The following is an 11,318-nucleotide window of genomic DNA, read 5'->3' on the forward strand; positions in this document are numbered from 1 at the left end:
ATCACTCACTCGTGGTTCAGAGAAATCCAAGACCTTCTTCTCAGTAGGTTATCTAAACGACCAAGGCTATGTTATCAAGAACGCCTTCGACCGTATCTCTTCTCGCCTATCTTATGAGACTGAGATGTACGATTGGTTAAAGCTTACTGCAAGCTCACTGATCTCATATACACAAGGTAACTTCGGTAATGAGTCTAGTAATGCTTTCTCCAACGTATTCAACTTCACCCGCAACATCGCTCCAATCTACCCAGTCTATGCACACGACAAAGATGGTAAGATTATGATGGATAAAGAGACTGGTGAAAAGATCTATGATACTGGTGATGCCCGTCCTGGAATCAATGGTGCGAGAAAGTATTCTGGTGGTAAGAACATCATAGGTGAGTCTGAACTAAATAGAGATAACTATAGAAGTCTCTATATCAACCAAACTGCAAGGGCAGACATTGACTTTGGTGCAGGTTTCAAATTCAATACGACCTTCAACTACTACCAAAACAATGACCTCACCAATTACTTTATCAACCCAAGAATGGGTGACGGTAAGGACTACAGAGGTATCCTTGAGAAGAACTTTGACAACTATACCACAATAAACTGGAACCAAGTGCTTACTTATGACGCTAAATTTGGCGACTTCTCTATGCAAGCTTTACTTGGTCACGAGTTCTACAAGTGGAACCTAAAGCACACTTACGGCTCTAAGAAGAATACCATTATTCCAACCAGTCTTGAGTTCAACACCTTTGGTGAGACAACCGACCTAATCTCTTACGAGCGCAACTACAATGTAGAGGGTTTCTTCACTCAATTTACAGGTAACTTCTATGAGAAGTACTACCTCTCAGCTTCACTCCGTCTTGACGGTTCATCCGTATTCGCACCTGACAAGCGCTGGGGTACCTTCTGGAGCCTTGGTGGATCATGGCGTGCATCAGAGGAGGAGTTCTTGAAGGATAATAACACCATCAGCAATCTTAAGCTACGTGCAAGTATCGGACAGCAAGGAAACGATAACCTACTTGATAATGATGGCTACCGCATGTACACTCCATACCAAAACCTTTATGGTTATGAGTCAGACGGAAGCAATGTTAGTATCTCCAATAAATTTAAGGGCAATCCTGACATCACTTGGGAGAAGAACCTTAATCTAAGCCTTGGTCTTGAGTTTGGACTATTCCAAGATAGACTGACTGGAGAGGTGGAGTTCTTTACTCGTAAGACCACCGACCTACTCTTCAATGAGCCACTAGAGCGTGGTACTGGTTTCCCATATATGCCAAAGAACATCGGTTCTATGAGAAATACAGGTGTTGAGTTCTCGCTTACTGGTAGAGTGGTATCTACCGAGAATGTACAGCTCACTCTAGGTGTGAATGGTATGACCTTTAGAAATAAGATCATAAGCCTACCAGAGCGCTTCAAAGAGAATGGTCTCTCTTCTGGCATTAGAATTCTTAAAGAGGGCGGTAGCATCAACGATATTTACCTAGTAAAATATGCTGGCGTCAATCCAGAGAATGGTGATGCGTTGTATGAGAAGTACAATGAGAAGGAGGATAAGTTTGATGTAGTCAATTACAAGAAACACTCTTCTACCCTTAAGGATCGCCAGTATGTAGGTCGTGTAAACCGTGACCTAGAGGGTGGTTTCTTCGCATCACTCAATGCTTATGGTGTGGACTTTGATATGCAATTTGCATACGGTATTGGTGGTAAGATGGTGGACTGGAACTACAGTAACCTCATGCATAATGGTTCAAACACTGCAGCAACTTTCCACAAGGATATCGCTAACAGATGGACTCCTGAGAATAAGAATACCGATGTCCCAAGACTTCAGAACCAAAGCTCTATGATCAAGACTTCAGATAGATTCATCACTGATGCTTCCTATCTATCTCTTCGCAGTGTAACACTTGGCTACACTCTACCAAGTGACATCACCGAGAAGATCAAGATAAAGGGCCTAAGACTATACGTATCTGCAGACAATGTATTTTTGCTATCTGCTAGGAAGGGACTGGATCCACGTACCTCATTTACAGGTAACCCAGATTCTAACCAACCTTCTGTAATTCGTGCTATATCAGGTGGTATCTCTATCTCACTGTAAGTAGCACCTGAGTAATTGATGACATTAATTAAATCAATGACAAACGAATATGAATAACATTAGCAAGATATTATTAACTCTACTCCTAGCTGGTGGGTTAGTAGCATGTGGCAACGACCGCATTACCGCCGACGTCTCTGAGTACTTGACTCAAGATCAAAAAGAGGAGTTAGTAAAAGACGATAAGACCTTTGCAAGTGACTTAAGAGGTGCACTCCTACAGTCTAATGCAAATAAGCTCCAAGGCGGTTGGGATAGCCACGATGACTTTGGTCTAAAAGCCTACCACATGACCTTTGACTTGATGGGCGAAGATGTGGTAGCCAAAGGACTGGACTGGTTCGATTGGGAGTACAATTACGTAACCGTAACCGCAAACACTCGTAGAGTGCGTACCTACTGGAACATGTGGTATGAGATCATTGCAAACTGCAACTCATTTATCAATGATGCTCCAGATCCAAGTGCAGATAATGCTCCATTCTATGCCTACAGAGGTATTGCTTACTGGCACTTAGCCAATTTCTACCAAGCTACTTACAAAGGGAACGAGAACAAAATGGCTGTGCCAATTATGCTTAAGGATACCGACGTAGACCTTGCCAGAAATACCGTAAAAGAGGTTTATGACCAAGCCATCAAAGACCTAACGATCGGCATTGAGCATTGTGCTGCAACCAAAGACGACCATACCGATATGGATAAGTATGTAGTGGCTGCTTACCTCGCAAAGCTATATGCTTGCATGGAGGATTGGGCAAATGTAGAAAAGTACGCCAAAATGGCGATTGAAGGTGGTAAGGATATCGTTCCTGAATTCCCACTTTCATGGAATGTGAATAATAGCGACGTCATTTGGGGATACGATGTTACTCCAGCGACGAGTACCTCATGGGCATCTTTCTACTCTCACATGGATCCAACTAATGGCAACTATTGTGGCCGTGGTCAGCGCAGACTGATTTACGCATGGCTGTACGATCAAATGCAAGACAATGATACAAGAAGACAGCTCTTCGTGAATCAGAAAGACTACCCAGAGATCGCAGTGGATTTCGTTGACAAAAAAACGGGTGAAAAGTATTACTACCCAGATTACACCTCTATGAAGTTTGTGGTTACCAATGCTGATAACCTTAACTCTGACTATATATTCTTGAGAGTGCAAGATCCAATATTGCTAGCAATCGAAGCTCAAAACGAGCTAGGCAAGACAGCCGAGGCAAAGAAAGCACTTGAAGAATTTGTAGGCAAGAGAGCTGAGGGCTACACTGCACCTGCAGATCAGAAGGCTCTAAGAGATGAAATTAGAATCCAACNTAGGATTGAGCTCTGGGGCGAAGGCAATGGTGTATGGGATATGAAGCGCTGGCACCTTAATGTAGATAGGAGCAAAACCTCTGTAAAGGGGACTCAATCTAATCATACCGAGTCAGCATTCACTTCTCTAGATCCTAACGCTATTGAATATATCCACTGTCTACCACAAAATCAACTGGATATCAATAAGAATCTACAGCAGGATCCAAGACCAACTAAGTAATGCTTAATCTTAAGCATTAAGCTTCTAAACAAGGGGGTATCGTAATCCGATACCCCCTTTTCATTTGTAGACTATCAAGGTTATAGCACTGTAACTGTAACTCTCCCAAAGCGGGCGTATTGTGGCGGTTTATTATTGTAGTCATCTTTGCGGTTGGAAGTTGTTCACGTATTAGATGACTACGATTTATGTTTAATCTAAATGAAAGCAATTGCTTGTTTCTGTTTATTAGTGGCGTTGACTTGAGGAAAGGGTTTGGAGGTTTGGAGGGAATCATTCGGAGAGATGGTCGTAATCCTTTAATTAACTCACCTTACAACGCCCGCAGGGGTTACGCATTAGAAAGGGCCGGCATCTCATCCTCGGCATATACTCGTCAAAGGAATTGATAGATCGGAAGGACCTCGGCAGTGCTCCCTCGTAAATAGGCACAGGTCGGAGAGGCAAAGCCCCAAACGATTTGTGTACAAGAGCATATTTTCCACCTTCCATGACCCCGGCTGAGGAATCAGACCTAGAATACATATTAGAAATTTGCGTGTATGAGATATTAAATCTACATTTGCATACAATGGTATGGCGGACTATGGATAAAATGAATCAGGTATTAATACCGAATGTAGATAAGGATGAACGGATTGGAAGCTCATTTAACCATCTGTTCCAAGTGATTAACGAGACACAAAAAACCAATTGCGATAAAGTCATTTGGGACTTCGGCGAGTGCAGTTTTTTACACCCATTCTTTTTAGCACCCCTAGGGATCTATAAAAAACAGTGTGGAAAAGAAATCACGCTCAAAAATGTCTCTCCTAATTTGAGAAGCTACTTTAATAGCGTGTCCTTTGAGGTACCCAAAGGGATTACGTCGGTCAAGGAATTGGAAGATTTGAGAATAGACTATCAACACAAAAGCTACATACCAATTTGTAGTGTCGCGAATCACGAAACGAACCTTGATAAAGTCCAAACTGTCATCCAAAGCATTATTGAGCAGCAAAGTGATGCAGACGCACGCATTAAAACACCATTATCCTACTTTTTAGGAGAACTATTCTGTAATATAGAGCAGCACTCCGATAGCAAGATTGCATACGTTTTTGCACAGACTTTGCCAAAGGATGGATTGATTAACCTTTGCATTGCTGACGAAGGTATCACTATATATGGTAGCTATGTAAAAACAGGAAGATATCTTGAAACGATTGGTAACAGTCACGCACTTGCACTGGATCTTGCAAAAGATGGACATTCAACCAAAGACCTCCCTGAAACTGAAAACAGAGGATATGGTATTTCATCAACACGAAAAATGCTAGTGGAAGGCTTAGTGGGTTCCTTCTTCATCTACTCGGGGAAAGCCTTCTATAGACATACTAGGCAGGAGGAGAGAACTGTTGAACTACCTGATGTGTTTAACTGGAAAGGGACGATAATATTTATGAAGGTACCAACTACTGTCCCAAAGGAATTTGACTATACAAAATACATATACTAACTAGCGAGAAGGAATAAACTTATGAAACAAATAATTAAATTAGCAGAATTGATAAGTACAGATATTCGCTCGCGAAACAATGCCAAGCGAATAACTGAAATCATTGATTGCGAGAAAGACTATCTACTTGACTTTACGGGAGTAGAGTTTATATCTCGCTCATTTTCGGATGAGCTCTGTAGCATTATTGATTCGTACAATAACATATCGGTCGATGAGGCATCAATGTCGGAAGAAGTTCATAGCATTTATAAGATAGTTAATGGCAGTAGGCAAACAAAAAAGAATAGGAAAAACACTGCGAGCAAGATTACGGTGCTGAAAACTCCAGAAGAAGTTTCCAGCTACTTTACCACCTTTTAACTATTTGATTTCCTGGAATAGGTTGTCCGACCCCTCCGCCGGGGTCGTAAAGGTGTTTTGCACCTTATTCACACAGGTCTTGGCACTGCGTGCCTTGACCTGTGTCTATTTAACACGAACCTCTGCCGAGGTCCTTACGCCATTATCCTCAACAGATTGTATATCATCATTCGTACAATAGTCTCTTCTAATGCGTAATCCCTGATATCTCCTAAGGGAAAGTATTTGTGGCTAAGGAATTTATTGGTATCTTTGCGTGCCGATTATTATCAATGAGAAGATGATTTGCAGTGAGAAGGTAGCGGGTACCCACCCTTGTAATAAGGGTCTGATTAGCACTCAAGACGCCCACTATCAATGCACATTGCAAGTTTCAAGATTGATTGTAAAACAAGAAAACAAAGTAAATAACGTGGATACTTTGAGTTATAAGACCATCTCTGCCAACAAAGCAACTGCGCAGAAGGATTGGGTGGTAGTGGATGCCACGGGGCATTCAATGGGTCGCCTAGCTAGTGAGGTAGCTAAGATTTTGAGAGGCAAGCACAAGGCTAGCTTCACTCCTCACGTAGACTGTGGCGACAATGTGATCATTATCAATGCCGAGAAGGCAGTACTTACTGGTGCAAAGTGGACCGAGCGCACTTACCTCAGCTACTCTCTCTACCCAGGTGGGCAGAAGGAGATGTCGCCAGAGCGTATGGTGAAGGTACGTGGCTGGGAGGCACTTTACCGCAAGGTGGTAAAGGGTATGCTCCCTAAGAATCGCCTCGGTGCCAAGCTCCTCAACAACCTCTATGTATATGAGGGACCAGACCACAAGCATGAGGCACAGCAACCTCGTACTATTGAAATCAAAACCAGATAAGTAGAAAGATTAAGACATGGAAATTATCAATGCTTTAGGCAGAAGAAAAGCGGCTGTAGCACGTGTCTATCTACGTGCTGGTAGTGGCAAGATCACGATCAATGACAAGGAGATAGAGTCTTACTTCCCCAACCCACTACTACAATTTGTAGTGCGTCAGCCACTAGCAAAGCTAGGGGTAGAGGGTCAGTACGATATCAAGATCAACCTCAAGGGCGGTGGCTACACTGGTCAGAGCGAGGCAGCTCGTCTGGGTATTGCCCGTGCACTTGTAAAGATCAATCCTGAGGACAAGGCTGCACTCAAGGCAGAGGGCTTCATGACCCGCGACCCACGTGCAGTAGAGCGTAAGAAGCCAGGTCAGCCAGGTGCTCGTCGTAAGTTCCAGTTCTCTAAGCGTTAATGCTTTCAGAGGGCTACTTTTCGACACAATATTAGAGAAGAGAGAAATTCGTTTAGTATCTAAGCTCGGGAGATGGCGGGCCGCACGGTCTACCCTACTCACCCTGCTCGAGGTCAAGACGATTGAAGAATGTAAACGATTTAGACAATAGACACTATGTCAACAAGAGTAAATTTTGACCAGCTGCTAGAAGCTGGCTCGCACTTCGGTCACCTCACTCGTAGGTGGAACCCAGCTATGGCTCCTTATATCTTTATGGAGCGTAATGGCATCCACATTGTAGACCTTCACAAGACTGTAGTGAAGGTAGATGAGGCAGCTGAGGCTCTTAAGAAGATGGCACAGCAAGGTAAGACCATCCTCTTTGTAGGAACCAAGAAGCAGGCTCAAGAGGTGCTAGCAGAGAAGGCTCAGGAGTGCGGTATGCCTTATGTAACTGAGCGCTGGCCAGGTGGTATGCTCACCAACTTCCCTACCATCCGCAAGACGGTAAGTAAGATGGACAACATCGATACCATGATCAGCAATGGCACTTTTGAGAACCTCTCAAAGCGTGAGAAGCTACAGATCACTCGTCAGCGTGAGAAGCTGGAGAGAAACTTTGGCTCTATCAAGGATATGAAGAGTATCCCTGGGGCACTATTTGTAGTGGATGTATGCAAGGAGCACATCGCGATCCGCGAGGCACTTCGCCTAGGTATTCCAATTTTTGCTATCTGCGATACCAATGCCAATCCTAAAAACATCGACTATGTGATCCCTGCTAATGACGATGCTACCACTTCTATCGAGGTGATCGTAGGTGCTATGGCAGAGGCGATCAAGGAGGGTGCTATGGAGCGCAAGATTGCTAAGGCCGACGAGAAGGCTGCAGCACAGCAGGCTGAGGCAGAAGGCGAGGAGAGCACTGGACGCCGCCGTGGTGGCAGAGGTGTACGCCGTGAGCGTATCAAGCGTGAGGATAACGACGCTATGAACGCACGCCTAGCTGAGAAGTTTGCCAATAAGGAGTCCGATGAGGATGCTGAGTAAGGTGATTGGAGACTAAGACCAAGCATTAGACGACAGCCCAAGGACTTTGGACAATAGAGCAGCACCTCCATGCCCCGTAGAGCAATCAATACTCCTAGGGCTAGGAGGTGCTTTTTTTGAGACTAAGAATTAATTTATTACGATAAAGAAAGAAGATTATGGCAGTAACGATGCAAGACATCAAGCACCTTCGTGACCTCACTGGTGCTGGTATGATGGACGTAAAGAAGGCTCTTGAAGAGGCTGGTGGCGACCACGATAAGGCGATCGAGATCCTACGTAAGAAGGGTCAGGCGATTGCAGCAAAGCGCTCGGACCGCGAGGCAGCTGAGGGCTGTGTACTTACCCACACTGAGGGTGGCGTGGCTACCCTTGTGGCTCTAAAGTGCGAGACCGACTTTGTGGCTAAGAATGAGGACTTCGTAGCTTTGACTCAAAGCATCCTCAATAAGGCTGTGGCTGAGAAGCCTGCTAACCTGGAGGCTCTTCTAGCTCTCGAGATTGATGGTCGTACCATCGAGGCTCTAATCACCGAGCGCTCTGGCGTAACTGGTGAGAAGATGGAGCTAGGTGCTTACGAGCAAATCTCTGCCCCTGCAGTAGCAGCTTATGTACACGCTGGTAATAAGCTAGGTGTGATCGTGGGCTTCAATGAGAACCTTGATGGCGAGCTAGCAAAGGAAATTGCTATGCAGGCAGCATCTATGAACCCAATCGCAGTAGACGAGGCTGGGGTACCTGAGAGCATCAAGCAACAGGAGCTGGAGATCGCTATGGACAAGGCACGTCAAGCTGGTAAGCCTGAGAACCTACTTGAGCGTATCGCTCAGGGCTCTCTATCAAAGTTCTACAAGGAGAACACCCTCCTAAAGCAGGAGTTTGTATTCTCTGAGAGCAAGAAGTCGGTAGAGGAGACGCTTCATGAGGCTTCTAAGTCACTTACTGTAACTGACTTTAAGCGCTTCAACCTCAACCAAGACTAATCCTACTGAGGTAATAATATTGCGGACGCTTAGGGGATAACCCTAGGCGTCCGCTTTTTTTGTGCCTGATTTGTGTGGGGGGGGGGTGGTACCTTTATCGGACAAGTCGGACAGGTCGGACAACCAATAGATAAAGAGAATGCCACTCCGTGCAACAGCCTCCTAAAAAGCACCCGCGAGGGTGCTTCCCAATCCTGTCTGATCTGTCCGACTTGTCTGACTCGTCCGACTTGTCCGAAAAAACACTTCCAATTACTGTGGGTTAACAGAGCAATTACTAAGGCTTCATTTACCACATATAAATCGTTGGGCTAGTAGGCCAAAAGTTTAGTTGCAACTAAGCGATCGGCGAGATGCAACTAAGCAAATGACGAGTTGCAACTAAGCGATTGCTTAGTTGCAACTCAATTTTCGCCATATTGACACCACTGATTATCAATGGGTTACGAAGGCCATAAAAACACCACTTGACTCCCTCACTTTCGGAGCATCGGACACCACAATATGTATGGGATAGGTGGGCAATTTTTGTATATCAAGAGATATCCTTACCTTTGTAACGACCGTTACAGTAACCGCCATAACATAAGCAAGCGATGAGATTTTATGATAGAAATAGTGAGTTAGAAGAGCTGCGGAGGATTTCTAAGCTCTCATTTGAAGACCACTCAAGGATGACTGTAGTGACTGGTCGTCGTAGGATTGGTAAAACTAGCTTGATCCTTAAGGCAACCACTGGGGAGATTCCAGCTGTTTATCTTTTTGTGGGCCGCAAAAATGAAGCTCTGCTCTGCACTGAATACCAATCTATTATCAGCGAGCAGCTAGCTATCTTCGTACCTAGTGAGATCACCACCTTTCGCTCCCTATTTCAATACCTGCTGGAGGTGGGCGAAACCAAGCCATTTCACTTGATCATCGATGAGTTTCAGGAGTTTTACAATGTGAACCCTGCACTCTTTAGCGATATACAGTATCTGTGGGATCTATACCGAAAAAGGAGCAAGATGAATCTCATCATTTCGGGGTCGGTTTATTCTTTGATGCAGAAGATATTTCACGACAAAGAGGAACCACTATTTGGTCGAGCCGATAATGTAATTAAGCTTTCGGCCTTTGACACCCCTACACTCAAGGAGATTATGGGCGACTACCGTAAAAACTACAGTAACGACGACCTACTTGCACTTTTCACCTTCTCTGGTGGCATCCCGAAGTATGTGGAGCTACTTTGCGATAATACAGACTTATCAATCGAGGGGATGATTGCTTATATGGTGAGAGAGAATTCGCCTTTTATAGAGGAGGGGAAGTACCTTCTGATTGAGGAGTTTGGCAAGGACTATGGTACTTACTTCTCCATTTTAAGTGCCATCTCGGGGGGCATTAATACCCAACCACAGATAGAGGCATCATTGGGGAATAAGAACGTCGGCGGGCACCTGAAGCGACTGATAGAGGTGTATCAAGTCATTGAGCGAAAGCGACCAATCCTTTCCAAGGTGGGTACTCAGACGGTTCGATACGATATTCAAGATAACTTCCTGAGGTTTTGGTTCAATTACTTTGATAGGCACCGATCTCTAATAGAGATTAACAACTTTCCAGCGCTCCAACAAATTATCCTCCAGGACTACCCCACCTACTCGGGGCTAGTGCTTGAGAGGTATTTTGCAAAGCAACTGGCTGAATCGCATCAATACAGAGCCATCGGCTCGTGGTGGGACGCCAAAGATGCTCAAAATGAAATAGATATTGTCGCATTGAAGTTAGAAAAGAGAAAGGCATTGGTGGCGGAGGTGAAAAGGCAGCGGAAAAACTTTAAGCCTGAGCTTCTGGAAAAGAAAGTAGCACACCTAATAAATAAGGTGCTCCCGAAGTATGATGTGGAGACCACTTGCCTTACCCTGGAGGATATGTAGCATTCAAGAGAGGGATCCCAACGTTGGGGTTAGCCAGAGTTTTGGTTGTCCGACCCCTCAGCCGGGGTCGTAAGGGTGTTTTGCACATTGTTATACACAGGTCTTCGGCACTATGTGCCTTGACCTGTGCCTATTTAACACGGACCCCTCAGCCGGGGTCCTTTCCACATAGGTACTCGAATGAATACTACACAACCATTTCTAATACATAACCCTTGAATCCGGAACCCAGGGGTTACGTATTAGAAGGGACTTGTCGAGTAGTATTCATCTGAGTATCTATGGTTAAGGACCTCCGTAGGAGGTCCGATTTGTTGTAGCCCCCATTCGAGGCTCGCAGAGCCGATGAATGGGGGTAAATAAGACAACCAAAATCCACGACCCCTTGCGGGTCGGACAACCTATTCAAGGATTAATTTTGATATCCTAGGTCCTATTGTCCGACCCACAAGGGGTCGATATAATGTGCCCTATANCTATTCCCCCGGTCGTTCGGGCTTTGCCCTCCGACGCGGGGGCTACAACAAATCGGACCTCTCCGAGGTCCTTTCTCGCTTGTCTAGTACAAGCTATCCATATTAAGG

The 11,318-nt window shown here is 44.9% G+C and carries 9 protein-coding genes; all 9 read left to right on the forward strand.

Translation table 11 applies throughout. From position 1 onward, the window contains the following. Positions 1-2,122: SusC/RagA family TonB-linked outer membrane protein (locus A3GK_RS0109430; protein WP_018029206.1), on the forward strand; the 2,122-nt coding region annotated here is incomplete at its 5' end. 289 nt (positions 2,123-2,411) lie between these two features. Beyond that, positions 2,412-3,665, forward strand: coding sequence for a RagB/SusD family nutrient uptake outer membrane protein (locus tag A3GK_RS0109435; RefSeq protein ID WP_455430338.1), 1,254 nt, complete (start codon positions 2,412-2,414; stop codon positions 3,663-3,665). A 586-nt stretch (positions 3,666-4,251) separates the two neighbouring features. Beyond that, on the forward strand, positions 4,252-5,163 hold the full coding sequence (locus A3GK_RS0109440) for a hypothetical protein (RefSeq protein ID WP_155799505.1): 912 nt from the start codon (positions 4,252-4,254) through the stop codon (positions 5,161-5,163). Between the two features lie 21 nt (positions 5,164-5,184). Beyond that, a complete protein-coding gene (locus A3GK_RS0109445; protein ID WP_018029209.1) occupies positions 5,185-5,526 on the forward strand; it encodes a hypothetical protein in 342 nt (113 codons plus the stop codon). 412 nt (positions 5,527-5,938) lie between these two features. Next, positions 5,939-6,394 carry a 50S ribosomal protein L13 gene (gene rplM, locus A3GK_RS0109450; protein WP_026161834.1) on the forward strand — a complete coding sequence of 152 codons (456 nt, stop codon included), beginning with the start codon at positions 5,939-5,941 and terminating at the stop codon, positions 6,392-6,394. A gap of 16 nt (positions 6,395-6,410) precedes the next feature. After that, positions 6,411-6,797, forward strand: a complete 387-nt coding sequence (rpsI, locus tag A3GK_RS0109455; protein WP_018029211.1) for a 30S ribosomal protein S9 — start codon at positions 6,411-6,413, stop codon at positions 6,795-6,797. Positions 6,798-6,953: 156 nt separating this feature from the next. Beyond that, on the forward strand, positions 6,954-7,829 hold the full coding sequence (gene rpsB / locus A3GK_RS0109460) for a 30S ribosomal protein S2 (protein ID WP_018029212.1): 876 nt from the start codon (positions 6,954-6,956) through the stop codon (positions 7,827-7,829). Positions 7,830-7,987: 158 nt separating this feature from the next. Beyond that, positions 7,988-8,812, forward strand: coding sequence for a translation elongation factor Ts (tsf, locus tag A3GK_RS0109465; RefSeq protein ID WP_018029213.1), 825 nt, complete (start codon positions 7,988-7,990; stop codon positions 8,810-8,812). A gap of 596 nt (positions 8,813-9,408) precedes the next feature. Beyond that, positions 9,409-10,734: an ATP-binding protein gene (locus tag A3GK_RS0109470; protein ID WP_018029214.1), complete on the forward strand. Its 1,326-nt coding sequence runs from the start codon at positions 9,409-9,411 to the stop codon at positions 10,732-10,734. Positions 10,735-11,318: the final 584 nt, after the last annotated feature.

This window comes from Porphyromonas somerae DSM 23386, from assembly GCF_000372405.1.
Classification (GTDB): domain Bacteria; phylum Bacteroidota; class Bacteroidia; order Bacteroidales; family Porphyromonadaceae; genus Porphyromonas_A; species Porphyromonas_A somerae.

Coding starts and splice junctions, on each gene's coding strand:
- A3GK_RS0109440 (WP_155799505.1), top strand. CDS start 4,252: ATGGATAAAATGAATCAGGTATTAATACCGAATGTAGATAAGGATGAA.
- A3GK_RS0109445 (WP_018029209.1), top strand. CDS start 5,185: ATGAAACAAATAATTAAATTAGCAGAATTGATAAGTACAGATATTCGC.
- rpsI (WP_018029211.1), top strand. CDS start 6,411: ATGGAAATTATCAATGCTTTAGGCAGAAGAAAAGCGGCTGTAGCACGT.
- rpsB (WP_018029212.1), top strand. CDS start 6,954: ATGTCAACAAGAGTAAATTTTGACCAGCTGCTAGAAGCTGGCTCGCAC.
- tsf (WP_018029213.1), top strand. CDS start 7,988: ATGGCAGTAACGATGCAAGACATCAAGCACCTTCGTGACCTCACTGGT.
- A3GK_RS0109470 (WP_018029214.1), top strand. CDS start 9,409: ATGAGATTTTATGATAGAAATAGTGAGTTAGAAGAGCTGCGGAGGATT.